Origin of the sequence: Alteromonas sp. AO-Serp (assembly GCF_017849675.1) — a bacterium.
Lineage (GTDB): Bacteria > Pseudomonadota > Gammaproteobacteria > Enterobacterales > Alteromonadaceae > Alteromonas > Alteromonas macleodii.
The window spans coordinates 1-24,190 of sequence record NZ_JAFLMX010000263.1 but is presented as its reverse complement, the minus strand read 5'-3'; the positions used below and the strand labels follow the sequence as shown (position 1 = coordinate 24,190).

The window sequence follows — 24,190 nt, the reverse complement described above, 5'->3', positions numbered from 1 at the left end:
TTCCATCAGGGCAGGCTGATAGAATATGCAGACAGCGATACGCTGTTTACTATGCCAGAGAAGAAGCAAACCGAAGACTACATAACGGGGCGATATGGATAAGGTAGCAGTAGGTGTGTGTTCTCACATGGTTTTGTACCGCAATGCTGAAGTTTGGCAAGACGTAGCGGTTTGTCACGATAGTTCTGCCACAGGTAGCGGCACGATTGATTGTCGTTATTCGTTATGCTTACGCCGCGAGGAGAAAACACCATGCGACAGGTAGCCTTAAACACGCATATTTCGGGTACGTTCAATATTGAGTTGGAAAACTTGCGTAACTCGGTATTAACCATGGGGGGCGAAGTTGAACAGCAGCTGGTGGATACGTTAAAAGCGGTAAAGCACAATCATGCCGCTCTGGCTGAAAAAGTGGTGTTGAACGACTTAAAAATTAACTCCATGGAAATTCAAATTGACGAAGAGTGCTTGCGCATTATTGCAAAACGTCATCCTACCGCCAGCGATCTACGTTTAATTATGACCATTTCCAAAGCCATTACCGATATAGAGCGAATGGGCGATGAAATCGAGCGTATTGCTAAACTGGTAACGCGCAATAAGTTGCCGAGCTCAGATACCATTAAGAGCAGCATGTTACTTATTGGCGAGCGCGTGGCCGCCATGATGCGCGGCACATTCGACGCTTTTGCTCGTCAGGATGAGGCTGCGGCATTAGAAGTGTACGACCAAGACAACCGCATTGATAGTGAATACAAGCGTCTGCTGTCGTATACCACCTCCGAAATGCAGAAAAGTACCGATGACATGCAGGATTGGTTGGATGTTTTGTGGGCAATGCGCTCGTTAGAGCGTATTGGCGATAGATGCAAGAATGTGTGTGAGTATGTGGTTTATCTTACTCGGGGTACCGATGTTAGGCATACACCGTTGGAAAATATGCAACAAAAATTGGAAGATTTGACGTAATCCTGTCCAAATGGTCAGTACGATTTTGCGTATTGATATTCAAATATGGATACATGCGAAATTTATTTGTCATAAAACTGAAATATTTGGTGGATTTATCATCGCATTCAAATAATTCCGCATACTTTTATCGTTTTTCAGTGATTTTCGCTATGGCTTCTAACATGATTACGTTATCATGCGCCGCAGCCAAGAACAGATCGTGCAAAATTTAATCGAACCTTATGATAAAACACAATTTGTCTTTAACTTCATTCTCTAGCCTTTGTGGTGAAGAGATCATGCTACTTACTCAAGTAGCGTCCAGCCTAAATCGCGTTTAGATCGGGAGCGATTATCCGTGGAATTTTTTGAAAGTTATGGCCTAATTCTTATAATCCTTGCCGCCGGCGTTGGTTTCGTCATGGCATGGGGTATTGGAGCGAATGACGTTGCCAACGCAATGGGTACGTCAGTAGGTTCTAAAGCTTTAACCATAAAACAAGCCATTATCATTGCAATGATATTTGAGTTTGCCGGCGCCTACCTAGCAGGTGGCGAAGTAACGTCTACCATTCGAAAAGGGATTATCGACTCAACCTATTTTATAGACATACCTGAATACCTTGTATTAGGCATGATCTCATCACTACTTGCAGCTGGAATCTGGCTGGCAGTAGCGTCATGGTTGGGGTGGCCTGTATCTACAACTCACTCAATTATCGGTGCAATCATTGGTTTTACTGCCACTGGCGTCAGCATGGACGCAGTAGCATGGGACAAAGTGGGTGGTATTGTTGGTAGTTGGGTAGTAACCCCCGCTATTTCAGGCATCATTGCTTATCTTATTTTCATGAGCGCGCACAAGCTCATTTTCCAAACTACCTCTCCGTTTGCAAATGCTAAGCGTTATGTGCCGTTCTATATGGCATTAGCGGGCTTTGTGATGTCGCTTGTTACTATCAAGAAAGGCCTTAAGCACGTTGGTTTAGAGCTAAGCGCTGTTAACGGATATGTGCTGGCGATTGCTATTGCCGTAGCGTTGGGCTTCTTGGGTAAATGGTTTATCGGCCGTATGAAGTTCAGCGGTTCTGAAGATGCAGATCTACAGGCGGCTAACGTTGAGAAAGTATTCGCACTGCTAATGGTAGTAACAGCCTGTTGTATGGCGTTTGCCCACGGTTCAAATGATGTAGCTAACGCTATTGGGCCATTGGCTGCGGTAGTTAGCGTAGTAAGTAGTGGCGGCGAAATTAACTCTAGCACTACGCTTGCACCTTGGATCCTTCCTCTTGGTGGTTTAGGTATTGTTGCGGGTCTTGCGCTATTTGGACATCGCGTTATCAAGACCATTGGTCAAGGTATTACACACTTAACACCAAGCCGCGGTTTTGCAGCAGAACTCGCTGCAGCGTGTACGGTAGTTATCGCATCAGGTACGGGTTTACCTATTTCGACTACCCAAACGCTTGTAGGAGCGGTACTAGGTGTAGGTCTGGCGCGTGGTGTATCAGCGCTTAACCTAGGCATAGTGAGAAATATCGTCGTATCGTGGATTGTTACGTTGCCTGCGGGCGCAATCCTCTCGATTATCTTCTTCTACATTCTTAAAGCGTCGTTTGGCGTAGCGTAAAACACAGCGCTTACAAACGTTCGTATTAAGCGAAAAAAATTAAAAAAGGCCGTGCTTGAAGTGAAGCACGGCCTTTTTGTTTGTTGAGTTTCTTTGATAAGCGTTTGCTTAACAATCTAATCAATAGAGATAGGCGTTTCAAAGCCACGGGGTTTAACGCCCACAACGGCGCACTTAAGCTGATGGATAGTTTCTTCTGCGGTGTCACCCATGATGTAGCCAGGCACGCCTAAACGTGCCACTGTGCCCATAACAATAATGTCGGTATCAAGGGATGTGGTAGTGGCTGCAATTTCTCTTCGAGGGTAACCGTGAACAATGTGCTTCTGAGGTTTCAAATACTCTAATACATTGTCATCCAATTCATTGCCTAGTTCTTCAAGCAATTTGTCTAGTTCCGATTCACGCTCGGCATGGATTTTTGCAAGATCGGTTTCCATTCTGTCGTTATCAACCGATATAAACCCGTCTCTTGCGATGTTCTCAGGAACCGCATCGAAAACGTGGACAATGTGCAGCTGTGCAAATTCTAGCAAGGCTATTTGGCTTGCGTGACGCAAAATATCGCGATTAAGATCGCGCCTAATAGACACTTCATGCTGAGGATAGTGATAGTTCAAATCCAGTGCTGCAACTACGTTTTTGTACTGACTGCGAGGCTTGTGGTTAATGATCCAAACCGGGCAAGGGCATTTGCGGAATAAACGCATATCTAAGCTTCCGAATAACTTATCTAGAAAGCTCTCTTCTGCCCGTTTAATTACTAGATCGATATTGTTCTTTTTTACATAACGCACAACGTCAATAAGCGGCTGACCTACCGTTACCGCGGTAGACACAGGATAGTGTTTTCCCCAGCTTTCCGCTTGTTCTTTTAACCAATGCTGGGCTTGGGTTTCCATGGTTTGCTGAGAATCAACATAAGAGAAAGACTCCATGACCATACTGGCGTTGGGCGGCAAAGATTCTAACGAAAGCATAATGGTAAGCGAGGCTTGGTGCGCTTTGGCGATATGCAGTGCTTGGGCTACCGTATCATCTTGACGATGAGAGTCGCTTAATACACATAAAATGTTCTTATAATGTCCTTTCATACTGCCCTCAATAGTTAATCGCTTTATTGACTGAATGATACAAGAGCGGGTCTTACTTCGCTGTAAAAATATGTTGCGTATAATGCTTTAATTTAATCCTAACGCTACTTATGGGGGCTTTCCAGCGGGAAATGTCAAATTCTCAAAAGCTTCTTATAGATTGCACAATAAACAGAATTATCTACCTCTTTTTTAGATGTTGTATACGTACAGCTGCGAATAATAGAAGATCGCTATCGTTAACCATGGGTATCAACCCTAGGCGCTATTTAATCTTTATGTTAGATTAATCCAATATTTTTTAATCCCTTTTTAAATAATTGTGAGATGCCCATGAAATGGCCTAATCTTAAGCACCTGCACTATTTGGTGACGCTACATCAAGAGCAACATTTTCACCGTGCTGCACAGCGCTGTAACGTAAGTCAGTCAACATTGAGTACGGCCATTCAGAACCTTGAAGAGCACTTCGGAAGCCAACTTCTTGAGCGTGAACATAAAACCTTTGTGTTTACATCGTTGGGACTAGATATTGTTGAACGCAGTAAAGTGCTACTTCAGGAAGCGGGAGAGCTGGTTGAGTATGCGCAAAACGCGGGCAATTGGCAGCGAGGCACCTTAAAACTAGGTGTTATTCCAACCATTGCGCCGTTTCTTTTTGAAGGCATGATGGGGGCGTTTTCTGCATTTTTACCCGAGATTAACCTGGAAATGCAGGAAGACACGACGGAGAAGTTGCTACAGCAGTTGACCGACGGCAGATTAGACTTACTTATTCTAGCGTTGCCAATGGAAACACCAGGGTGTAAACAGATGGTCTTGGGGCATGACCCGTTCCATCTTATTGCGCACAAAGATATGGCTGAGCAACTACCTAATCCTGTCGACATTTCAACTTTGCCGAAAAAGAGTATTTTCTTACTACAGCAAGAGCACTGTATGACCGGGCATGCGGTAAGTGCGTGCAATCTTCAGCACAGCGACCACATTAGCAGCGTAGCGGCAAGCAGCTTATATACCTTGGTGCAGTTAGCGAATAGCAAAATGGGCTACACCTTCTTACCTGAACTTGCGATAAACCAGTCTATTCTTGAGCACACAGGTCTTAAGAGCTTCCCCGCTGAAGAGCAGGGGTTTCGTGAGATTGGCTTAGTATGGCGTTCAGGCACTACACGTATGCAGCTGTTTCGTCGTATCGGTGAAATTATCTCGCCACTGTTGCCTATTCCTACACTAAAATAACCTTGGCGCTGAGTGCGCTACCTTTCATATTTAGCTAAAGCGGTTAAGCCTGCAGGTTCAGCCGCTTTTTTATTGCTGACATCAAGTATCGTCTTGTGCACCAACAACAAAGAAGTTCTTCATCCTTCGCTTAAAGCACAGTTTCATTGGCGTTATTCCCTAAATGACAATTTATTTATCAATTAAACAAACTTTTTTGCAAAGCTTATCGACTTAATGGTTAAGTAAAAAAACAGAGCGTAAAAACGGGGAACGGCGTGTTTAATAAACGAGATGAAAAACTCGTGGAACAGGCATTAAAGGGTAATAAAAAAGCGTGGGTTACGCTTATATCTCGATACGAAACCGCTATGTATCAATACGGTATTCGAATGACAGGGAATAGCCATGATGCAGCAGATTTAATGCAGGAGATTTTTATCTCTGTGTTTCGCAGTCTTGCCTGTTTTAAAGGTGAGGGCAGTTTTAAAAGTTGGCTCTATCGCATTGCCCACTGTCGCTGCGTTGAACTGTATCGCAAGCGAAAGCCGCATTCTGACATTGACGATATACAGGCGCCACTTTGCGGTGCGCCATGCCCTGAAATGCAGCTTTATAGCGACAGAGAGAGTAGAGCATTAACGCAGGCTATGCAGACCCTACCTTTGGGCCAAAAGGCGGTGGTGGAATTGAAATTCTTCGGCCACTTCACGTTCGAAGAAATTGCACAGCAAATGGATATCTCAGTAAATACCGCTAAGTCGCGACTTTACGCAGCCTTGGCAAAGTTGAAGTTGGAGTTGGAATAATGACCTTATATGACAAAGAAGCCTTATTCTCAGCTTATCTGGACAACTCGCTTGATAGCGAGCAAGAAAAGCAGTTTAACGCGTTGTGTGATTCAGATGCTGAGTTCGCGCAGGCGGTAGAAAATAGCGCCCGTTTGAACAGCGCAAGTGCAAGCTTCGTTGCTCCGGCACTTCCCCAGTGGGACAAAGAACAGACCTTTTTTAAGAAAGATGAACCACGTTCGCTGTCGTCTTGGTTTAGCTTGCCAGGGTGTGCCATGGCCATGTCGGCCTGTGCGCTGGTAGCCGTACTCACCGGCGCAAAGCTGTCGTATAGCGATAACGGTATAGCGCTTACGTTTTCAAACAAAAGCGCCAACGCAGTGGATGAAATGGTTGAGCAGCGCGTTACGCAAGAAGTTGCTAAAGCTTTAAGTGAGCAACGTGATTTCTATCAACAAGCGAACCAAACACTATTCAAAGAATACGCACAGGCGCTATCTACACAGCAGCAACAAAGCAGCGCAGAGCTTACTAAGTACTTGTTAGCGTCGAGTAGAGAAGAACGCAAACACGACTTTGCCGAGCTTATTAAATTTATCAACGAGCAGCGTATTGACGATCAAAGATTCTATGCTCGCCAATTTACGCGTCTACAGGATGAAATTGATGACATTGAAATAGGGTACAGCGCGGTAAGTTTACCTAACAGCCGTTCTGAGGTGCCATTAACCATGCCGTATGAAACAAACAATCCACAATCGTCGCTAGATGATTAATGTAATTAGGTGAAATTATGAAACGTTTATTAACTGCTTTACTACTTTGCTCTGCTGCTGGTGGTCTTGCGAACGCACAAAGTGCGCAAAAATATGACACGCTATCGAATGAATTAGAAATAATGTCTGGGGTACTCAAAACGTCCTTACGACAAAATGCCGCAACTGATTCTTGGAGAGTGAGTCAAATTGAAACCAGCTATCTTGCTGGGCAGGGGGCGGTATTTACTTTTTCAGTAAGAGGCCAAAGCGGTAACTGGGTACGAGAGATAGAAACGCTGGTAGAAGGATTAGTTGCCACCGTACCACCTGCACCGCCTGCACCACCAGTTCCGTCTGCAAATTCGTTTAGTGATGTAGATGACATTGTGTTTGAAGCAGCCAGAGAGTGGGAAGCTTACGCAGAAGAAACCAGCCATCGTTTTTCTCAGGCGTTTGCTGACAACAATAGTCGCTTACGCGACTTGCGCAACATGCAGCGTGAGCTTGCCTGGGAAGCAAGAGAAGTAGAGCGTGAACTGCGAGATATTACTTTTGAATTGCGTCACGCTGACGAGGCGCGAAAAAAAGAATTACTCGCGCAAAAAGAGCAGTCTGGAGAGCAGCTTAAGCAATTAGAAGCGAAAGAAAAAAGCATGAAGGATGAGCTTAAAGCAATTGAAAAAGAGCAGACTAAACAAATGGAGGCGCGTAAAGCGCAGCAGCAGCAAGCTTACAAAACGTTTCTGGCCGGTTTTGAGTCAGGCATGAGCGAGACCTTATGCAGATTTGGGTCAGGCTTACGCGGTCTTCCGGAAAATGAACATATCAGCATGGTGCTGAAAGATTTTGAGATGGACGAGAGTCGAGAGCGCAAAGACCGAATTTATGTATTTACTCGTGCTGATATAGTGCGCTGTGTTCAAGAAAAAATAGACGCGAATAAACTTCTCACCAACGCTAATATTTATCAGTTTTAAATAAATAAGCTCGGCGCACTTATGAGCGCTTTGCTTTGTTAAAACAGCACGCGCGCCTTCGTTAATGAACGTTGATAACGAAGGCGCGCTTTTTATTGGCCTACATTTTAGGTGCAATATGCCCTAATTCTGCTGCCCATGTGAGTTCAGATCTCTTAAGGTTATTTGCCGCACTAGCGCCAAAGCTGTGCAGCGCATTGTAAGCGCTATTAGATGGAACACGGCAATAGTGGCAAAGTGCATAGAATAAAAGGCTACAGCGGTGCTGTGAGCCATCGCAATGTAAGTATATCTTCGCTCCTTCGGTCAACATTTGAGATAGTTCATGAAGGTATTGGTGAAGGTGTACGTCTTCGGTGGGGGACTCTGACGACGGGTGTAAAAAAGGAACCCAAAGCCACTCTAGCCCAGCTGCGACAGAATTGTCGCGTATAACTGGCGCATGTTCTTCACTGGTCTGAACCGTTGCAATATGGGTAACACCCAGTGACTTAAGGCGTTCAAAATCACTTTCAACAGGTTTTTTACCCAGGCATATATGCCCTGCGCGTAGAGAGAACCACGCGATATTCGGCTCTACTGTTGGGCTGTCTTCCTTTTTCTCAGCGTCTTGCTTGTTTGTTAGCATAAGTTTTTACATGGTTTTGGCATAGCAGCTTAATTTGGGCCTTTTGTTAAACGACAAAATAATAAATTGAAAAGTAGTGGCAGCTACATCCGCCAATCACGAACATGTGCCAAATTGCATGAGTGTACTTTACCTTTTTTGCCACGTAAAAGCACACGCCTACACTGAAACACAGCCCGCCTGCTACCAATAACCATAGGCCAGCACCGGGAAGGGCGACATAAAGGGGGTAGATAAGACCCAGTGCAATCCATCCCATCAGCAAATAAGTCATCACGGATACCTTTGGGAAACGGTGCTGCGCTACGAGCTTAAACACCACGCCGCCAATCGCCAAGCTCCAGATAATCGCGGTCATAGTAATACCCAACACGCCACCAATTGAAACCAGTAACAATGGTGTGTAAGTACCTGCTATCAATAAGTATATTGCGCTGTGGTCAAATAGCTTAAGCCATCCCTTTGCCTTTTGATGGGAAATGGCGTGATAAAGGGTTGAGCTTAAAAACACCAGAATGAGTGTAGAGCCATAAATAGCTGCAGTGGTTAACGCGAGCGTATCATCCGCTCGATACAACATAAATACCAAACCCACGATAGCGGCAATAAAGCCAACCCCATGACTAATACTGTTCAGCCACTCCTCCAGTACAGAGTAGGCTTTTGCAGGAATGCTTTTTGATTGCGGCACAGCCTGTGTCTGAATCTGTTCTTGGATCATCACAGCTCCTGTTTTTTTATTTCTAAGAATAGTGGGTAGTAAATGCCCTTAAAGCCTCTTGTCGCACTTTCTCGATAAGACAGGCGATCATTTCAGCGACTAGCGCTTTCAATTGAAGCGCGCAGTTCAGCATTTTCCCTACTACGTCCATTAGGACAATTATAGCGCACACTTGTTCGCTCAATGCGAAAATAATAACAGAAAACGTCAAAAATCTGATGACAATCAGATTACAAAAAGAGGTTAAAATACCAATACGCATAGATAATTGCCCACTCACAAGGCGCTGGCAAGTTTCCTAGCAAAGCATGGGAATGCAGGGCTGTATCCGGACTAGTTTAAATCTGCATTCTCGAAACAGCCGCCTAATTTGTCCAGTAGGACTTTTAACGTACGGCTTTCATCTGCAGTCATGCCATTGAGCTTGCAGAGCATTTGCGCAGGCACGTCTTCTGCTATGGCTTTCTTCTCCTTGCCCGTTTCAGTGAGTTGAACGCGCTTAACGCGTTTGTCGGCTTTATCTTTAGTGACAACTAAAAAGCCTTTGTCTTGTAGCTTTTTAAGAATAAGCGACATAGCACCACCGTCTATGGCCGTTCTTTCTAAAAGCTCGGCAATAGTAATGCCGTCATCTTCCCAAAGCGCCATTAAAGTCACATATTGAGGATAGGTAATATCCAGCGCTTTAAGAAGGGGGCGGTAAGCACGAGTGAATGCATTCGACAGCGTATAAAAACGGTGGCAAAGCTGATTTTCCAACTTTAATAATTCTGACATGACGCTTAACCCTTATCGATACGGCTTTTTCTTAATAATAATATTTTGCATACAAATCACTTGATCTACAAGTTGGTTTGGTGATAATTTATTTTGCATGCAAAGTAGTTGTTTAAATAAACCTATGAGGAGAGTAACTATGCATAAACTTCAACAAGTCGTTTATACCGGAAGTGCAACAGCAACGGGTGGTCGTGAAGGAACAGCGAAATCAAGTGATGGTAAGCTAGACCTTAAACTCTCTACACCCAAAGAATTGGGCGGTGCAGGTGGAGAAGGGACGAACCCTGAACAAATGTTCGCAGCGGGCTATTCGGCGTGCTTTATCGGTGCACTTAAGCATGTGGCTGCATCGCAAAAAATTAAGCTGGCCGATGACATTAGTGTAACTGGCAACGTTGCAATTGGACCTATTGAACAAGGCTTTGCTATTGCAGTAAAACTGACGGTAGATTTGGGCGATATGGACAAAGCACAAGCGCAAGGCTTGGTGGAAACTGCGCATCAAGTATGCCCATACTCAAATGCGACCCGCGGTAACATTGAAGTAGATATTAGCCTTGCTTAATTAAACGGCAAACGAGTCAGCGGTTAACGCAGATAGTTAATGCCCTCGTCAGATAGCTACGCCTTCGTCAGATGGCCTAGCTATCCTGCACTTATTCACGTTAACCCTTACTGCTTTTCGAAATATAGCGCAGTTACAACGCAGCTCTTCGAATTAGAGTCGCCAGTCATATAACAGATTGATACACTGAGATCGTATCAATCATCCTTTAGGAAGTTATATGAAAAAATACGGATTACTGGCTACATTCGTATGCGCGCCTGTTTTGTTCGCCTGCAGCGACAACAGCAATGTAGACGCAGCCAAGACAGACAAAGATCAAGCCGTCAGCGTAGGCTCGACTTCAGACACTGAAGCACAAAATGTTGCAGTAGCAAGCCAAGCTGACGCAGCTATTGCCTCTGGGGTAGATTATCACTCCTTCGCGAACCCTAATGAGATTCGGGTTACCCATCTCAGCCTAAACCTAACTGCAAACTTTGAGACCAAGCAGCTTGTTGGCGACGTAACGCTTGATGTAAAGCGTGAAAAGCCCGACAACAACACATTGGTGTTAGATACGCGAGCATTGGACATTCAAAGTGTTACCGTAGACGGTGAAAGTGTTCCTTTTGAAATGGGAGAGGTTGACCCTGATTTAGGTACACCTCTTACGATTACGTTACCTAGTTCCGCAAACGCAGTAACGGTTGCGTATTCAACTTCACCTGAAGCGTCTGGCGTACAATGGTTAACGCCAGCGCAAACTGCAGGTAAAAAGCACCCGTTTCTGTTTACCCAAGCACAAGCTGTTCACGCGCGAAGCTTCATTCCGCTTCAAGACTCACCGCAAGTACGCGTAACCTATGACGCGATCATCAAGACACCTGAAGCGCTGTTGGCGGTGATGAGTGCGTCGAACGATCCTACCACCGAGCGCGATGGTGAATATGAGTTCACCATGCCACAGCCTATCCCTTCGTATCTTATTGCGTTGGCTATAGGTGATTTAGAATTTAAAGCCATGGGTGAGCGTACCGGTGTGTATGCTGAGCCTGCGCTACTTGAAAGTGCAGCGAAAGAATTTGAAGACACTGAGGCGATGTTAGAAGTAACAGAAGAAACCTATGGACCTTACCAGTGGGACCGTTACGATCTATTAATTCTACCGCCGTCATTCCCGTTTGGTGGTATGGAAAACCCTCGTTTGTCGTTTATCACGCCAACGGTTATCGCGGGTGATAAAAGCTTGGTTTCATTGATTGCTCATGAACTGGCGCACAGCTGGTCTGGTAACACGGTAACAAACGCTACATGGCGTGATCTGTGGTTAAACGAGGGCTTCACAACCTACTTAACTTACCGAATTATGGAAATGATCTACGGTCACGATCGTTTTAAAAAAGAAGCGGTGCTCGGTTATCAAGACCTGGAGAATGATGTAGCTGCATTAGAGGAAAATGATGAGATCCTGGCTATCGACCTTCGTGGTCGTAATCCGGACGATGTTTTCTCAAATATTCCCTATGAGAAAGGCGCACTGTTCTTACGTGAAATTGAACAAAAGATTGGCCGAGAAAACTTTGATGCTTTCTTAATGCAGTACTTTAAAGACTTTGCTTTTAAGAGCATTACTACCGACACGTTTATTGCTTATTTAGATGATACCTTGTTAAAGCAGTATCCAGATAAGCTAGACGCGGAGCGCATCCAAACGTGGATTTTTGAACCAGGCATTCCCGAGGGAGCGCCACAGCCAGAATCTGATGCGTTCACTAAAATCGATGACACACGAAGCGCTTGGCTTTCTGGCGACGTGAAAGCGGCGGATATTGAAACCGCGCAGTGGACTGTACACGAGTGGCTATATTTTCTAAACAACATGCCCGAATCGCTAAGCAGCGCACAGCTGGCTGAGCTAGATTCAGCGTTTTCACTCACATCGACTAAAAACAACGAAATTGCTCATAGCTGGTTGATGATCGCAGTAGAGAATAACTATCAGCCTGCCTATGATCGTTTGTATAGCTACTTGGTGTCGATAGGGCGCAATAAGCTTGTTAAGCCCCTTTATCGCGAGCTATCAAAAACACCTGAAGGCAAGGCGTTTGCTAAACGCGCATTTGAAGAAGCGAAACCGGGCTATCACCCACTTACAGTGAAAGCTAATGAAGGCTATGTGAACTAAGACTTTATTAGACTCATGCGAACCGGTCTCGATAAGAAGACCTTCGTTTTTGTGATTACGACAGTAAAGGTCTACGTTTGTAGGTTTCCGTTACTTGGCTAAAAAATAAAAGCAGCTCAATTGAGCTGCTTTTTTTGTGTCTGTCACTGGTATAGAAAACGCGAGAGGAAAAATAATAAAAATTTGAACAATTGTTCAAATAAACGATCTGAAAGTTGGGTACAACGTATAGATTTTACTTTGATGTGTATCTGTACAGAGCAGTTTATCGCGATCTCGCTTGTACTTTGAAGGATTAAACCGACTTTGAGGAGTTTTTATGTATACGCAAAAAATGCATCCAGCAACGACATTCCCCGATGTCTCAGCAACCCTATCCACAGGGGAAACGGTGTCGCTTACCAATAAAGAAGAGGGATGTGATTGGAAAATGGTGGTTGTTTATCGCGGTAAACACTGCCCAATATGTACTAAATTCCTGAACAAATTAGAAGATTATAAAGGTCGTCTACGCGAGCTCAATATTGATTTGGTGGCTGTAAGTGGTGACAGCAAAGCACAGCTCGATGAGCATCTAGACGACCTGTCGATTACGTTCCCTATCGCTTACGGTCTCTCGCAAGAAGATATGGAAAAACTTGGGCTATACATCTCCAAGCCGCGCTCAGATAAAGAAACCGACCACAATTTTGCTGAACCTGCGCTATTTGTAGTGAATGAAAAAAACGACATTCATATTGCTGAAATAGCAAACGCGCCGTTTGTGCGTCCAGACTTAGAGCAACTTGTATCAGGCTTGGAGTTTATACGTAACCCGGATAACAACTACCCCATTCGAGGCACCTTTAAAGGATAAGGTCAACAGGCCCTAGTTATATGTGATTAAAAGGTAAGGCTCTGGTGGTTTTCAGAGCCTTTTTTATTTACATATCGAAACCATCAAAAGCTAGCCCTAATTTTATCGCTTGCTTATTGTTTTTTAGGGCTTACTCGTTTTCAACTGACACTGAAAAAGCAATGGGGGCCATCTGCTTTCTAAAGTCTTCCAGTGCATCTAAAGGTAGCTCAACATTTATTACCACACTGCTTCCATAGTTACAGTTCGCAATTTTACCTTGAGCTTGCTCTACCAAGTGACGTACAAACTGCTCGTGTTTGAAATCGATGTCTACGCTAAGCGGTTCCAGCTTTATCTCTTGTCTTACCTCAAGAGCATCTACGGCTTGCTGTGCTGCAGCCGAGTAAGCCCTTACCAATCCCCCCGCACCTAATTTAATTCCGCCAAAATAACGCGTGACAATAATCATGATGTCGCCGATATCTTTGTGCTGGAGTACATTTAATATGGGTTTACCGGCAGTGCCGCTAGGCTCGCCGTCATCAGCCATCGCCGCGCTACTTGGCGAGTTAGGGTTGCCAAAAACATAAGCCCAGCAATGGTGTCTGGCGTCGGGATACCGTTGTTTCACACTATCTAAAAGCGCCATTGCACTTTCACGAGAATTTGCAAAGCCGGCACAAGCAATGAATTTGCTTTTCTTAATTTCGTACAGGGTTTCAACCTGTTTAGCTGGAACGGGATAAGTCATCAGCGCATTGTAAGCTAAGACAATTTTTTATTTAAGCCAAATAAGGTAAGCAGTGTGTTTTATCGCTTAATAAAACGAAATTTTAGACGACGATAGGCTCAGATAGAACGCAGTGGTCAAAAATACTACTATTTGGCGAATTATCTTGAAAGGTCGTATTTCGTTTACCGTTCTAGCGGGTGCTTATTTCTGGGTTAGTAGTTAAGTTTTTGAATTTAAATAGCTTTGTAAAGTTGGCGCAGTGATTGTAATAGTGAATATGAGTGTGGCCAAGGCGTAACGCCACAACAACGTAACTTCGTCCCAATAAGGAAATCATGCTATGAAATCACGTATTACTGCTATCGCTATTGTTGCTCTTACCTCTGTGTTCACCGGAAGTGCTTTAGCTTCTGTAGAATTTAAGCCTACCGACGATTCGGTCACCTCTAACCTTTGCGTTGCTGCCGCAACCGGGAACAAGTGGAAGCTTCATGAACAAATTAAAGAATCTGCACTAGATAAAAAGTATGTAGCACAGGACATGACGTGTAACGGACTATCTGTCGCTGCGTTTGTTGATCAATATGGCAAGAACGGGGAAAGCATCAAGAAGTACCTGAATATTCAACAGCAGCAGATTGCTAGCGTGGTGCACGCAAAATAACCCCCACAATTAAACGGTGCTAGGCTTGTACGTATGCGTACGCGAAAAGTCGTTTGTGTGAAAAAGCGGATTAAAAAAGGGCTGTTGCTTATACAACAGCCCTTTTTACTAATTTAACATGACTGCTAGCGTAGAATACCTGATACAGTTTCAGATACATTCAATGCGCCTTTTTGAATTTCATCAATAATGCTTTGCACTTGCGCAATCTGTTGACTATTTTGGTCAACACTGTCTTTAACGCCTGCCATTTTCTTCGTGGATTTGTCAGCAAGCTTTCTGTTCTCTGCCACTACACTTTCAATCTCCACAGTCGAATCGCTGGTACGTTGCGCTAGCTGCCTCACTTCATCTGCTACTACAGCAAATCCTCTACCTTGATCGCCTGCACGTGCAGCTTCAATAGCGGCATTTAGTGCTAAAAGGTTGGTTTGCTCAGCAATGCCACTAATCGTTGTCACAATGGTTTCAATTTTTAGCGATTGCTCACTCAGTTCGTGCATAAGTTGATTGGTTTGCTCAACTTCTAACATGGCTGTATTGAAAATCTCAACGCTTCGTTGAAGTGACGAGGCTCCTTCATGGGCAATTTGAGACGTCTCTTCTGCCGTTGATACTGCGAGTTCCGCCGCCTGTGCGATTGCATTCTTTTCGTTGATTGCATCGGTAATGTTAGATGCAAATTTAATAACTTTTACTACTCGACCCGAAGCGTCAAACACAGGGTTGTACGTTGCTTCCAACCACAATGAGTTGCCGTGCGCATCTACGCGCTCAAACTGGCCTGAAGAGAAATTACCGCGGGCAAGGTTTTCCCAAAAATTAGGATTTTCTTGATAAAACTTATCGCGACAGAACATGCGATGGTGTTTACCTTGAATGTCGGCCAAACTGTATTTCACTGCTGCAGTAAAATTCTCATTTGCCGTGATAATTGTTCCATCAGGATGAAACTCAATTACCGCCATCGACTTGTTTAGTGCGTCAGTCACTGCTTTTCCAGCAAAATAGGCGTTTTCATGTTCAGTGATATCGTGGTAAATGGCATGAATTTCTGTAACGCCATGCTTATTCACCGCTACGTAGCTTGCCTTAAGCCACTTCGTTTCACCTAACGCCGATTTTCTTGCAACCGTGTCGCTAAAGCTGCCGCCATTGACCAAGTGTTGCCAAAACGATTTGTACTGTGACTCAGGTTCAACACCTTCAACGCGCATTGCCGCATGGGAAAACGACGTTGCGGTTGAATTTGGGTAATCCAAAATGGCAAGTAATACGGGAGAGGCAAATGTGCACTGTCCATCAGTACTATAGGTGGCATAGGCCATTGTGTTTTTGAACGCATCCAGCGTGCCAAGCAAGCCTTGGCTCTCGTCCCTAAGAGCCGAAATGTCATTATTGTATCGAGCACTTGATACGAACATAACGTCTCCGAAAATTACAAGTATAATTAAGAATTAGTGTAGGCTATGTTAACTATATTTAACATTTATGTCGTTTAGACGTTAGGCGAAGCCTATGTTTAAGGCATTATCAATTAGGCTTAATTTATTTATAAGTGGTTGTTTTCATTGTTACAGTACGGTAACTATCTCCATCTAACAAGAAACATTCGAACTAATAAGACCACTCGATGCCATTAGAACGCTTTATCCCATTTCGCAAACATGATGTTAGTAGATTGTGTGAAAACGTAATTGTGCAAGAGAGGACTCTTTTTCGTACGTTCTCAACGTTGCTCGTTAATCGCATACACTATCAATATCATGAGCAACTTGAGGGTCTAAAAGATAGCTATAACGATTTTGACCCAAACAAAGACACCCGCGATCTTACACCTTCAAGTGAAGCTACTAGGAAGCAAAGCCAAAAGGCGTTTTCGAGTGCGTTTGCCAATCTGTTAAACGCAGCCAATTTTGAAAAAGTCACAAACGAAGATTTAGAAGCAGCATTAAACGAAGAGTCGCTGTTTAAAGTGCGCCTTGCGGTTAGCTTCGAAGACTTTGAAGATGTGGTGTTTTATCGACGGGGCGAGTCGGTAAAAACTGAAACGCTGCGTACTTTTTTCGGGTTGCGAAAAAAGCAGGTGTCATTTACCAACTACGACAAAGTGGCTGTTTATATCACTTTTAAAGATGAAGCCTACTTCAAAGAGAAAGGGCAAACGCCAGTCACCTTTAAACCTGGCTCCACCATAGTAAAGCTTTTTCAAGACGTACCTAAAGCTGACTTGGAGATGCTGTTTCCTAATAGCGAAGTCAAAATGCGTCCGCTAGATAAGTTGATTATTAGTGCATCGGCGGCAATTGGTGGCACAGTGGTGCTAGTGACTAAGTTAGGCGCATCGCTACTTCTCATGGCATCTTTTCTGGCCTTTTGGCTTGGCTTTAAAAGCGAAGAAGTGGAATTGACCAAGCAAAGCCTAATCACTTTTGGTATTGGCATGGGTGTATTCGGCAGCTTTATCTTTAAGGAATGGACGAAGTTTAAAAACAGAAAAATCAGGTTTATGAAAGCCTTGTCTGACAATCTCTATTTTAAAAATTTAGACAATAATGCAGGCGTGTTTCATACGTTAATTGATGCAGCAGAGGAAGAGGACTGCAAAGAAGCTTTGTTGGCTTATACATTTTTGCTGAAATGTAGTGAAGTGTCTGTAGAAGGTGGTGCTGCATTCTGCGCGGTGCGTGCAGAGCGCGAGATTGCCGCTGGTGGAATGACATTAGCAACCCTCGATAGTGTAATAGAAAGTTACTTTTCAGAAGAGCTTGATTGTGCGCTCGATTTCGACGTTACTGACGCTATTAGTAAGCTGGTGGACATGGAACTAGTCGAACAATACGGCGATATTTTTGTGGCGCGGGCGCTTAACGACGCTGTGAAGATACTTGATGACTACTGGGATAATATTTATCAGCCTGTGTGATTGACCCTTTAACGTCGATAATAGTACGCCAAGGAATAATAAAGCCTAAGCGAAGCTTTCAAGCCTTATTGCTACTCATTACGCACGTGAATAGCGGCAGGTAAGCGCTGACAGTTTGAGTACTTATCCACTAAAATAACCTTCGTGTTGTGCTTGTTTAACTGTGTCTAAAAAGGCTTTTATTCTTAGCGATTGATGGGGGCGCTGTGGGTGCACAACAAACAGCTGACTGGTACTTTTTACTGGAGGCACACTCGGTGTAGACCCCGGCTCAATTTCTTCAAAAAGTGCGACCAGTTCACCCGCCTTACTATGCTTTTTCGCCACATAGCTTGGCAGTCTTGCAATGCCGCGGCCTTCCAGCACATGCTGAATGAGCGCTAGATTATCATTAAGTTTTAACCAGCCTTTAACCGCTGTGCGCTTACCGTTTATGAGCCAGTTATCTTGGTCGGGGCCGCAAAAGCACTGGTGCGCATCTAAATCGCTCAACACTTTGGGTGTGCCGGCTTGCTTAAGGTATTGCGGTGCTGCAACTATGGTGTGGCTATAAGTAAATAATGGCTTGGCCACCATATCTTGCGGCGGGTTGTTAGTAGAGCGAAACGCCAAGTCGAAATGACCTCGGTTTAAGTCGTGCCTTTGATAGCTGGTATCTAAATGGAACGACACATCAGGATGCTGCAGCGAGAAGGAAAAACACAGTTCGCTTAACAAGTAGTGCGCAAAAATATTCGGCGCCGTAATGGCGATAATTCCTTCTAGCTGCGTTTGCTCACGTACTAAATTTTGCTCTAGCTCTACCACGCTGCGATTAATCTTCTGTGTATCGGCGTACACTTGTTTACCTTCGTTGGTAAGACTTACTTGGCGTGTTGAGCGCTGCAGCAACTTTACGCCTAACGCAAGTTCAAGCTCCCTTATTTGCTCCGACAGATAGCCCCTCGATATCTGCATTTTCTCTGCCGCAGCACCAAAGCTTAAGGTTTCTGCTACCGCACTAAACAGCATCAATCGCTCGACTTTTTTATGTGGTTTCATTGGCTTGTTACTTTTTACACGAGATTATATCGGAGATAAATATTCACAACATGCTCGAAAAACTGCGTCTCGAGCAACGTCACATCAGAAAATGTAGAGTTAGTAATTATATATGGAATACAGTTATTCGCTATAAAGAATAATGATTTCGCTATTGTGCGCTGAAAGGTGGTAACTGCAAGCGTAAACTTGAGCTATCCGAAAGGCCTTTATTAATTCTTTTTTGCGAGCGGTGTATATGAAAAACCTTCCTCTAAATCAGTACATTTCACACGCTAGTCAGCTGGTTTACGGCTGTATGGCCATTGGTGGAGAGTGGGACTTTAACCCATTAACCAAAGATCAAACCCAACATGCGTTTGCGGCGGTCGATGCTGCGCTAGAAGCCGGTATTACCGTTTTCGATCATGCTGATATATACCGAATGGGTAAAGCAGAACAAGCATTTGGTGAAGTGTTAAAAGCACGCCCTAACTTACGGGAAGAGATAGTGCTTCAGTCTAAATGTGGGATTCGTTTTGAAGATGAACACGGGCCCAAACGTTACGATTTTTCGAAAGACTGGATTGTCACTTCTGTTGAAAACACGCTTTCGCGATTAAATACCGAATATCTCGACCTGCTTTTGCTGCACCGCCCAGACCCATTGATGGAAGAAGAGGAGGTTGCCGCTGCATTTGACGCCTTGTTTGATAGCGGTAAGGTTAAGCACTTTGGCGTGTCGAATATGAGCGGCGTACAAATGCAGCATCTTAATCACTATATTAATCAGCCGCTTATTGCGAATCAGGTTGAGATGAGTCTTACTAACTTAGGCTTTGTGGATGAAGGTATTTATGTCGGTAACCCAGATGGGCAGCATGTGAACTTTACAGCGGGCACACTTCAATACGCAAAGCAAAACAACATTCAAATGCAGTCGTGGGGGCCAGCAAGCCAGGGTAAATATACCGGTGCACCCGCCACGCTAACTGCGCAAGAAGAAGCGACTAAAAAACTCGTTGCGACCTTAGCGCAAAAATATGGTGTATCGCCCGACGCAATCGTGTTGGCTTGGTTAATGCGCCACCCCAGCAACATTCAGCCAATTGTTGGTTCGGCAAACCCCAAGCGTATTAAAGCAAGTGCAGAAGCCGTTACAGTGACGCTTACTCGGGAAGACTGGTACGCATTGTACGTAAGTGCAAAAGGGGTGGAGTTACCATGATGGGGTCTATTTCTTTAGCGCAAGCTCAATCAATGATTACAGATAGCATTCATTGGGCGCAAGAAAACAATCAACACATTGCCGTTGCTGTTGTAGACAGTGTGGGTGAACTTATCGCGTTCTCTCGTATGGATGAAACTAGCCCGCAAACCTGTCTACTAGCACAGAACAAGGCTTATACGGCAGCCAGAGACAGGCAAAAAACCAGTCAGCTTGCTGCGTGGGCAAAAGAAACGAGCAAAACCATTAACTTTTGGACCGACCCTCGCATCACAGGTATGGCGGGTGGTGTACCTGTAAAAGATAAGGCAGGCAAAATAGTGGGTGCAATAGGAATTAGCGGTATGGCCGAGTTTGATGACGAAGCGCTAGCTCAAAATATTATTGCTCAGTTTTAACCTACTAAGGAACAGGTTAATGATTCAAAAAACATCTAAAATGACAATGGCCTTTACCGCAATATTGCTTGCGTTAACTGCTTGCAGCCCATCTCTTAACAATAGAGACCCTAACAGCGGTGTGACGAACAGTGGCGAGAGCAACAATGCGGCACAGCCACAAAGTAGTTACTTAAAGCGCGACGTGCGCGAAGACGTCTTCTACTTCGTTATGCCAGACAGATTTAACAATGGCGATGTAAGTAACGACAGCGGGGCACCAAAAGGATCGATCTCTCACGGAGGTCTCGACACAACGTCTAAATGGGCGTTTCATGGTGGCGACATGGCGGGCATCGAACAAAAGCTGGATTACCTGAAATCTATGGGGATCACCGCTATCTGGATGACACCTATTTTGCGTAATAAAGCTGTGCAGAAAGGCGGATTTGCCCACCATGGATATTGGATAGTCGACTTCACCGAAATTGACCCTCACTTTGGCAGTAACGCCGATTTAAAGCGCTTGATTGACACTGCGCATAAAAAAGATATTAAAGTATTTTTCGATATCATTACTAACCATACGGCAGACGTGATTAAGTATGAAGAGTGCCACAACGCCGACGGTTCGTTTAAAAGTGGACTAGACCAGTGCACTTATCGCAGCTTGCAGGAAGTGAAAGAGCAAGGGACTTACCGTGCTTTTGTTTCAGAAAAAGAGCAGGGTGAGAAATTTCCAGAATGGCTAAACGATCCGCGCTTTTACCACAATCAAGGTGATACAACTTTTGAAGGTGAAAATAGTTTATATGGCGATTTTAATGGGTTAGATGATATCAATACTGAAGACCCTGAAGTGGTTAAAGGGATGATTGATATTTACACCAAGCTTATCAGTGAATTTAAACCAGACGGCTTTAGAATTGATACGGTAAGGCACGTCCAGTTGCCATTTTGGCAAGCATTCTCACCGGCAATTATGGCGCACGCTAAAGCTGAGGGAATTAAGAACTTTCATGTATTTGGTGAAGTGTATGACCCAAACCCTGAAGCGCTAAGTTCATTCACTACCGAGGGTAAACTCCCTGCCGTGCTTGATTTTGGATTTCAAAGTGCGGTGGGAGGCGTGTTCTTTGAAGACAAGCCAGTGTCGACCATTGAAACTCTGATAGCACAAGATCACCTTTACAATGACGAAGACAGCAACGTTAATCAACTGCTTACTTTTTTAGGCAATCACGATATGGGTCGCCCGGGCTTCTTCTTAAATAAGCATTTACCCAATGCGTCTAACGAAGAAAAGCTGCAGCGCAGTATGCTGGCACATGCCATGATGTTTTTCTCTCGCGGCGTACCCGTCGTTTACTATGGCGATGAGCAAGGCTTTACCGGTGATGGTAATGATGTGGATGCCAGAGAAGATATGATGCCATCTAAGGTAGCTAGCTATAACGACAATACGTTGTTAGGTACTGAGCAAACCACTAAAAATGACAACTTCAATCCTCAGCACCCGCTGTACAAATCTATTGCAGAGTATGCTGCCATTCGCAAGCAGCAGCCGTTACTTCAATATGGAGTGCAAGAAAATAAGTTCTTTGATGATAATAAGCAGGTGTTTGCCTTCGCCCGCGTAGCGAATGACACAATGCCAAACGGGGGCGTGGCGCAACAAAATGACGAAGCACTTTTAGTTGTGTTTAACGTGTCAGCCGAGCAGCAAACGGTAACGGTTTCTCAGCAGTATGAAAGCTACTTAGTTGTTTCAGGAGCCGCTAAAATTTCCGCTTCTGACAACGGTGAAACACAGATTACTCTGCCAGCTTTTAGCTTTGGGTTGTTTTCATCAAAATAATATCCTGAGCACCAGGCGTTTATTAAAGCGTGTGGTGCCTCTTTTTTTACCTGCTCCCTGTGAACATACATCACAGACAAACCATTGTCATAAAACCACAAAATCTCTATAGTTGCTGTACGGTGCGTTGATCAACATCGACACTCCATAGCAGCAGCGCCATTGCGCCGAATGCGTTTCTCTATCTCCAATGCAACAAGCCTGGTTCACTTCTACATGAAAATATTGCATACATCTGACTGGCACTTAGGTCAGAGTTTTTTTACGAAAAGTCGCAAAAACGAACACGCCGATTTCCTTAAATGGCTTCTTCAACAAGTAGAAGTGCATCAAATAGATGCGATTATTGTCGCGGGTGATGTGTTTGACACGGGCACGCCGCCTAGTTACGCCAGAGAGCTCTACCATGCGTTTATCGGTGAACTTCAGGGGATGCAGTGTACATTGGTGGTGCTGGGGGGAAATCACGATTCAGTATCGGTATTGAACGAAAGTAAGGCGCTACTGAAATACTTAAATAGCCACGTAATTGCCAGTACATACGGCGAATTGAGTGAACAAGTCATTACGCTTAACGATCGCAAGGGGCAGCCCAGTGCCGTACTGTGTGCCGTACCCTTTATTCGCCCGCGTGATGTGCTTGTTAGTGAGGCAGGGCAAAGCGGCACTGACAAGCGTCAAGCGCTGGGCGATGCGATAAAGCAGCATTATGGGGCGCTTTATAATGAAGCCTTGTCACTGCGCGCTTCAATTGAAGAAAAGCGAATAAAAGACGGCAGTGAAAACAGCGCTGCCATTCCTATTATTGCTACAGGGCACTTAACCGCTTTAGGCGTGAGTCAGTCAGAAAGTGTACGCGATATCTACATCGGCACCCTTGAAGGCTTTGACGCCAAAGGGTTTCCGCCCGCCGATTACATTGCACTTGGGCATATTCACAGGCCACAAAAAGTGGCTAAAACCGAACACATTCGCTACTCAGGCTCGCCCATACCGCTAAGTTTTGATGAACTAAACACACAAAAGCAAGTAGTGTTGATAACGTTTGAATCTGAAAGCACAACGCCTACTATCTCAACGCTTCCGGTACCGCGCTTTCAGGCCATGGAAGTAATAAAAGGCGACTTAAAAGCGATTGAGGCGGCCATTAATAAGAGCGATGCCATCACGTTAGCTTCTCAAACAGATGATGCCGTTAGCGAATTGGATGAAGTAGATAAAGCCCTTAGCGAGTTTAATAAAACCATTAGCGCAACGGATAACGCCATTAGCTCTAAAGACCCAGTGTGGTTATGCATTGAAGTTGAAACAGAAGACTATCTGACTGATCTACAGCAGCGTATTCAGGGCTTGTTAGAAGGGAAAAACGCTGAGATTTTGCAGTTGAAACGCAAGCGTAAGCGCATGGTAAATAGCCTAACAGAAAAGCAAAACGTTCAGCTTAGTGAACTATCGGTAAACGATGTATTTGAAGCGCGTTTGGCATTGGAGAGCATAGAAGATAATACAACAAGTGAGTCGGCACCAACTGAGTCGGCACAAGCAACCCTGCTAGATGACGACCAAAGCACCCGAGCAATGGAACAAGCCGGTTCAGAGAAAAGCGCTTCACGCTTAAACCGGATAAGGCAGCTGTTCAATGAAGCAGTAGAGCAAGTGCACACCAATGATGAAGATACCGAAGTACCAGTAGAGACCTCATTGGCAAACACAACAGAAAATAAAGGCGAGTAATACAATGAGAATACTGACCTTACGCCTTAAAAATCTAAACGCCTTAAAAGGGGAGTGGAAGATAGATTTTACCCAGTCGCCGTTTATCGACAATGGCCTATTTGCCATAACTGGCCCAACAGGGGCAGGTAAAACCACCCTACTTGATGCCATTTGTTTAGCGCTTTATCACCAAACCCCTCGCTTGGGGCCAATTTCAACGTCTAACAACGACATCATGACCCGCGGCACGGCGGAGTGTTTGGCGGAGGTTGAGTTTGATATTAAAGGCAAAGCATATCGTGCGTTTTGGAGTATGCGTCGGGCCAGAGGGAAAGTTGACGGTAATCTGCAAAGTGCCGAAGTTGAGCTAGCCGAAGTTGAAAGCGGCAAGATATTGGCTTACCAGGTTAGGCCGAAAAGTGAAGAGATTGAAAAGCTAACCGGACTTAATTTTGCCCGCTTCACCAAGTCTATGATGTTGTCGCAAGGGGATTTTGCTGCGTTTTTAAATGCTAACGAGGCCGACCGAGCCGAACTGCTTGAAGAG

At 44.6% G+C, this 24,190-nt stretch carries 24 protein-coding genes and 2 pseudogenes; 18 read left to right on the top strand and 8 right to left on the bottom strand.

All coding sequences use genetic code 11. The features are described 5' to 3' along the window. The 4 genes and pseudogenes from pstB to QVA83_RS17595 all read left to right on the top strand — a co-directional run. Positions 1-102, top strand: a pseudogene (gene pstB, locus QVA83_RS17610) (phosphate ABC transporter ATP-binding protein); the annotation flags it as partial. Continuing rightward, the gene (locus QVA83_RS17605) at positions 95-265 is read left to right on the top strand and encodes a hypothetical protein (protein WP_156082067.1); all 171 of its coding nucleotides are present in this window, start codon (positions 95-97) and stop codon (positions 263-265) included. The pseudogene pstB and the gene QVA83_RS17605, both read left to right, overlap by 8 nt. Beyond that, positions 253-969, top strand: coding sequence for a phosphate signaling complex protein PhoU (phoU, locus tag QVA83_RS17600; protein WP_014948403.1), 717 nt, complete (start codon positions 253-255; stop codon positions 967-969). Before QVA83_RS17605 ends, phoU begins: the two co-directional genes overlap by 13 nt. 340 nt (positions 970-1,309) lie before the next feature. Continuing rightward, complete coding sequence (locus QVA83_RS17595) at positions 1,310-2,581, top strand: inorganic phosphate transporter (RefSeq protein WP_283635121.1); 1,272 nt, start codon at positions 1,310-1,312, stop codon at positions 2,579-2,581. A 116-nt stretch (positions 2,582-2,697) separates the two neighbouring features. Here QVA83_RS17595 and QVA83_RS17590 read toward each other — a convergent pair whose 3' ends face one another. Continuing rightward, on the bottom strand, positions 2,698-3,675 hold the full coding sequence (locus tag QVA83_RS17590) for a universal stress protein (protein ID WP_014975760.1): 978 nt from the start codon (positions 3,673-3,675) through the stop codon (positions 2,698-2,700). A 333-nt stretch (positions 3,676-4,008) separates the two neighbouring features. Here QVA83_RS17590 and QVA83_RS17585 point away from each other — a divergent pair, with 333 nt between their 5' ends. From QVA83_RS17585 to QVA83_RS17570, 4 genes are all read left to right on the top strand, one after another. Further along, complete coding sequence (locus QVA83_RS17585; protein ID WP_156077944.1) at positions 4,009-4,917, top strand: hydrogen peroxide-inducible genes activator; 909 nt, start codon at positions 4,009-4,011, stop codon at positions 4,915-4,917. A gap of 257 nt (positions 4,918-5,174) precedes the next feature. Beyond that, positions 5,175-5,705, top strand: a complete 531-nt coding sequence (locus tag QVA83_RS17580) for an RNA polymerase sigma factor (protein WP_156077945.1) — start codon at positions 5,175-5,177, stop codon at positions 5,703-5,705. After that, positions 5,705-6,463 (top strand): hypothetical protein, encoded by a 759-nt coding sequence (locus QVA83_RS17575; protein ID WP_156077946.1) that lies wholly within the window; start codon positions 5,705-5,707, stop codon positions 6,461-6,463. The genes QVA83_RS17580 and QVA83_RS17575 overlap by 1 nt, the downstream gene beginning before the upstream one ends. 17 nt (positions 6,464-6,480) lie before the next feature. Next, complete coding sequence (locus tag QVA83_RS17570; protein WP_014978448.1) at positions 6,481-7,422, top strand: hypothetical protein; 942 nt, start codon at positions 6,481-6,483, stop codon at positions 7,420-7,422. 100 nt (positions 7,423-7,522) lie between these two features. Here the strand turns inward: QVA83_RS17570 and QVA83_RS17565 are convergent, their stop codons facing one another. The 3 genes from QVA83_RS17565 to QVA83_RS17555 form a co-directional block, all read right to left on the bottom strand. Next, a complete protein-coding gene (locus tag QVA83_RS17565) occupies positions 7,523-8,050 on the bottom strand; it encodes a protein-tyrosine phosphatase family protein (RefSeq protein WP_156077947.1) in 528 nt (175 codons plus the stop codon). Between the two features lie 46 nt (positions 8,051-8,096). Next, positions 8,097-8,771 carry a PAQR family membrane homeostasis protein TrhA gene (trhA, locus tag QVA83_RS17560; protein WP_156077948.1) on the bottom strand — a complete coding sequence of 225 codons (675 nt, stop codon included), beginning with the start codon at positions 8,769-8,771 and terminating at the stop codon, positions 8,097-8,099. A 333-nt stretch (positions 8,772-9,104) separates the two neighbouring features. Then, on the bottom strand, positions 9,105-9,548 hold the full coding sequence (locus QVA83_RS17555; RefSeq protein ID WP_287498749.1) for a MarR family winged helix-turn-helix transcriptional regulator: 444 nt from the start codon (positions 9,546-9,548) through the stop codon (positions 9,105-9,107). Positions 9,549-9,687: 139 nt separating this feature from the next. On the opposite strand from QVA83_RS17555, the gene QVA83_RS17550 reads away from it, so the two are divergent. From QVA83_RS17550 to QVA83_RS17540, 3 genes are all read left to right on the top strand, one after another. Next, positions 9,688-10,116: an organic hydroperoxide resistance protein gene (locus QVA83_RS17550; protein ID WP_014948414.1), complete on the top strand. Its 429-nt coding sequence runs from the start codon at positions 9,688-9,690 to the stop codon at positions 10,114-10,116. A 220-nt stretch (positions 10,117-10,336) separates the two neighbouring features. Then, positions 10,337-12,283: a M1 family metallopeptidase gene (locus tag QVA83_RS17545; protein WP_156077950.1), complete on the top strand. Its 1,947-nt coding sequence runs from the start codon at positions 10,337-10,339 to the stop codon at positions 12,281-12,283. A 319-nt stretch (positions 12,284-12,602) separates the two neighbouring features. Further along, a complete protein-coding gene (locus tag QVA83_RS17540; RefSeq protein WP_014975770.1) occupies positions 12,603-13,139 on the top strand; it encodes a redoxin domain-containing protein in 537 nt (178 codons plus the stop codon). Between the two features lie 130 nt (positions 13,140-13,269). Here QVA83_RS17540 and QVA83_RS17535 read toward each other — a convergent pair whose 3' ends face one another. Continuing rightward, positions 13,270-13,872, bottom strand: coding sequence for a YigZ family protein (locus tag QVA83_RS17535; protein ID WP_156077951.1), 603 nt, complete (start codon positions 13,870-13,872; stop codon positions 13,270-13,272). Positions 13,873-14,194: 322 nt separating this feature from the next. Here QVA83_RS17535 and QVA83_RS17530 point away from each other — a divergent pair, with 322 nt between their 5' ends. Next, the gene (locus QVA83_RS17530) at positions 14,195-14,518 is read left to right on the top strand and encodes a DUF3718 domain-containing protein (RefSeq protein ID WP_110288436.1); all 324 of its coding nucleotides are present in this window, start codon (positions 14,195-14,197) and stop codon (positions 14,516-14,518) included. A gap of 125 nt (positions 14,519-14,643) precedes the next feature. Here QVA83_RS17530 and QVA83_RS22510 read toward each other — a convergent pair whose 3' ends face one another. Together QVA83_RS22510 and QVA83_RS22505 are read right to left on the bottom strand one after the other, a co-directional pair. Further along, positions 14,644-15,051 (bottom strand): methyl-accepting chemotaxis protein, encoded by a 408-nt coding sequence (locus QVA83_RS22510; protein ID WP_321825600.1) that lies wholly within the window; start codon positions 15,049-15,051, stop codon positions 14,644-14,646. A 123-nt stretch (positions 15,052-15,174) separates the two neighbouring features. Beyond that, positions 15,175-15,486, bottom strand: a pseudogene (locus QVA83_RS22505) (PAS domain-containing protein); the annotation flags it as partial. Between the two features lie 665 nt (positions 15,487-16,151). Between QVA83_RS22505 and QVA83_RS17520 the strand changes: the two are divergent. Then, positions 16,152-17,444 (top strand): TMEM143 family protein, encoded by a 1,293-nt coding sequence (locus QVA83_RS17520; protein ID WP_156077953.1) that lies wholly within the window; start codon positions 16,152-16,154, stop codon positions 17,442-17,444. A 123-nt stretch (positions 17,445-17,567) separates the two neighbouring features. On the opposite strand, the gene QVA83_RS17515 is transcribed toward QVA83_RS17520, so the two are convergent. After that, the gene (locus QVA83_RS17515; RefSeq protein ID WP_156077954.1) at positions 17,568-18,485 is read right to left on the bottom strand and encodes a LysR family transcriptional regulator; all 918 of its coding nucleotides are present in this window, start codon (positions 18,483-18,485) and stop codon (positions 17,568-17,570) included. Between the two features lie 238 nt (positions 18,486-18,723). On the opposite strand from QVA83_RS17515, the gene QVA83_RS17510 reads away from it, so the two are divergent. The 5 genes from QVA83_RS17510 to QVA83_RS17490 all read left to right on the top strand — a co-directional run. Continuing rightward, entirely contained in the window at positions 18,724-19,692 is a 969-nt protein-coding gene (locus tag QVA83_RS17510; protein ID WP_039224623.1) for an aldo/keto reductase, read from the top strand. Continuing rightward, positions 19,689-20,090 (top strand): GlcG/HbpS family heme-binding protein, encoded by a 402-nt coding sequence (locus QVA83_RS17505; protein WP_231513041.1) that lies wholly within the window; start codon positions 19,689-19,691, stop codon positions 20,088-20,090. The genes QVA83_RS17510 and QVA83_RS17505 overlap by 4 nt, the downstream gene beginning before the upstream one ends. Before the next feature lie 19 nt (positions 20,091-20,109). Continuing rightward, entirely contained in the window at positions 20,110-21,927 is a 1,818-nt protein-coding gene (locus QVA83_RS17500; RefSeq protein ID WP_156077955.1) for an alpha-amylase family glycosyl hydrolase, read from the top strand. Between the two features lie 216 nt (positions 21,928-22,143). Then, entirely contained in the window at positions 22,144-23,661 is a 1,518-nt protein-coding gene (sbcD, locus tag QVA83_RS17495) for an exonuclease subunit SbcD (protein WP_287498748.1), read from the top strand. Positions 23,662-23,665: 4 nt separating this feature from the next. Next, a partial coding sequence (locus tag QVA83_RS17490; RefSeq protein ID WP_287498747.1) for an AAA family ATPase occupies positions 23,666-24,190 on the top strand: 525 nt, incomplete at its 3' end.

What these genes read in the sequence shown, in the direction of transcription:
- QVA83_RS17510 (WP_039224623.1), top strand. Translation starts at nt 18,724, where the DNA reads ATGAAAAACCTTCCTCTAAATCAGTACATTTCACACGCTAGTCAGCTG.
- QVA83_RS17590 (WP_014975760.1), bottom strand. Translation starts at nt 3,675, where the DNA reads ATGAAAGGACATTATAAGAACATTTTATGTGTATTAAGCGACTCTCAT.
- QVA83_RS17540 (WP_014975770.1), top strand. Translation starts at nt 12,603, where the DNA reads ATGTATACGCAAAAAATGCATCCAGCAACGACATTCCCCGATGTCTCA.
- phoU (WP_014948403.1), top strand. Translation starts at nt 253, where the DNA reads ATGCGACAGGTAGCCTTAAACACGCATATTTCGGGTACGTTCAATATT.
- QVA83_RS17505 (WP_231513041.1), top strand. Translation starts at nt 19,689, where the DNA reads ATGATGGGGTCTATTTCTTTAGCGCAAGCTCAATCAATGATTACAGAT.
- sbcD (WP_287498748.1), top strand. Translation starts at nt 22,144, where the DNA reads ATGAAAATATTGCATACATCTGACTGGCACTTAGGTCAGAGTTTTTTT.
- QVA83_RS17585 (WP_156077944.1), top strand. Translation starts at nt 4,009, where the DNA reads ATGAAATGGCCTAATCTTAAGCACCTGCACTATTTGGTGACGCTACAT.
- QVA83_RS17565 (WP_156077947.1), bottom strand. Translation starts at nt 8,050, where the DNA reads ATGCTAACAAACAAGCAAGACGCTGAGAAAAAGGAAGACAGCCCAACA.
- QVA83_RS17520 (WP_156077953.1), top strand. Translation starts at nt 16,152, where the DNA reads ATGCCATTAGAACGCTTTATCCCATTTCGCAAACATGATGTTAGTAGA.
- QVA83_RS17545 (WP_156077950.1), top strand. Translation starts at nt 10,337, where the DNA reads ATGAAAAAATACGGATTACTGGCTACATTCGTATGCGCGCCTGTTTTG.
- QVA83_RS17550 (WP_014948414.1), top strand. Translation starts at nt 9,688, where the DNA reads ATGCATAAACTTCAACAAGTCGTTTATACCGGAAGTGCAACAGCAACG.
- QVA83_RS17500 (WP_156077955.1), top strand. Translation starts at nt 20,110, where the DNA reads ATGATTCAAAAAACATCTAAAATGACAATGGCCTTTACCGCAATATTG.
- QVA83_RS17575 (WP_156077946.1), top strand. Translation starts at nt 5,705, where the DNA reads ATGACCTTATATGACAAAGAAGCCTTATTCTCAGCTTATCTGGACAAC.
- QVA83_RS17570 (WP_014978448.1), top strand. Translation starts at nt 6,481, where the DNA reads ATGAAACGTTTATTAACTGCTTTACTACTTTGCTCTGCTGCTGGTGGT.
- QVA83_RS17555 (WP_287498749.1), bottom strand. Translation starts at nt 9,548, where the DNA reads ATGTCAGAATTATTAAAGTTGGAAAATCAGCTTTGCCACCGTTTTTAT.
- QVA83_RS17530 (WP_110288436.1), top strand. Translation starts at nt 14,195, where the DNA reads ATGAAATCACGTATTACTGCTATCGCTATTGTTGCTCTTACCTCTGTG.
- QVA83_RS17535 (WP_156077951.1), bottom strand. Translation starts at nt 13,872, where the DNA reads ATGACTTATCCCGTTCCAGCTAAACAGGTTGAAACCCTGTACGAAATT.
- trhA (WP_156077948.1), bottom strand. Translation starts at nt 8,771, where the DNA reads ATGATCCAAGAACAGATTCAGACACAGGCTGTGCCGCAATCAAAAAGC.
- QVA83_RS17515 (WP_156077954.1), bottom strand. Translation starts at nt 18,485, where the DNA reads ATGAAACCACATAAAAAAGTCGAGCGATTGATGCTGTTTAGTGCGGTA.
- QVA83_RS22510 (WP_321825600.1), bottom strand. Translation starts at nt 15,051, where the DNA reads ATGTTAGAAGTTGAGCAAACCAATCAACTTATGCACGAACTGAGTGAG.
- QVA83_RS17605 (WP_156082067.1), top strand. Translation starts at nt 95, where the DNA reads ATGGATAAGGTAGCAGTAGGTGTGTGTTCTCACATGGTTTTGTACCGC.